1 pseudogene is annotated in these 476 nt (G+C 60.1%); it reads left to right on the top strand.

The annotated features are described in order from the left end of the window. Window positions 1-476, top strand: a pseudogene (locus tag V3W39_RS33635) (type IV secretion protein Rhs); the annotation flags it as partial.

Here is a 476-nt window from a genome sequence, read left to right as displayed (position 1 = left end):
CTGGTCGCGCCCATCACCCGCGCTCTGTATCCCAGCAGCACCGTCGCGACCTGCAAGGCCAACTCACCGTTGACCCTGGTGCACATGTTCCAGAGCACACGGTTCGTGCCCATCGGCAATACGCCCGTGATGCTCCAGGAAATCGCGCAAGACGGTGGCCCGCTCGGCGACCCCCTCCATAAAACCATCGGCCCCAGCGGCATTCTCGAAGTCACCGAGTGCACCGTCGACCGGCAGTACCGGGTCAGCTTTTATCCCAACGTTTCCAAGGACCACATCAAGGCGCTGTATGCCTCCTATCAGTCCGGGATCAGCTTGCTGGAAGGTCGCCTGCGTGGCGAGTGGACGAGCACGTTCAAGCCGATATGGGAGAGCTATTCCAAGGCCGGTTATGTCGATCGGTATACCTCGCTGCAAGTGGCCTATGCGCAAGGGTTTGGCAACGTGCTTTACGGTCTTTGGGACGGTATTGCGCA

Origin of the sequence: Pseudomonas sp. Z18(2022) (assembly GCF_036346535.1) — a bacterium.
Taxonomy (GTDB): Bacteria; Pseudomonadota; Gammaproteobacteria; order Pseudomonadales; family Pseudomonadaceae; genus Aquipseudomonas; species Aquipseudomonas yamanorum_A.
Note: the sequence above shows the minus strand (reverse complement) of the source record. Positions and strands in the feature narration are given on the sequence as shown.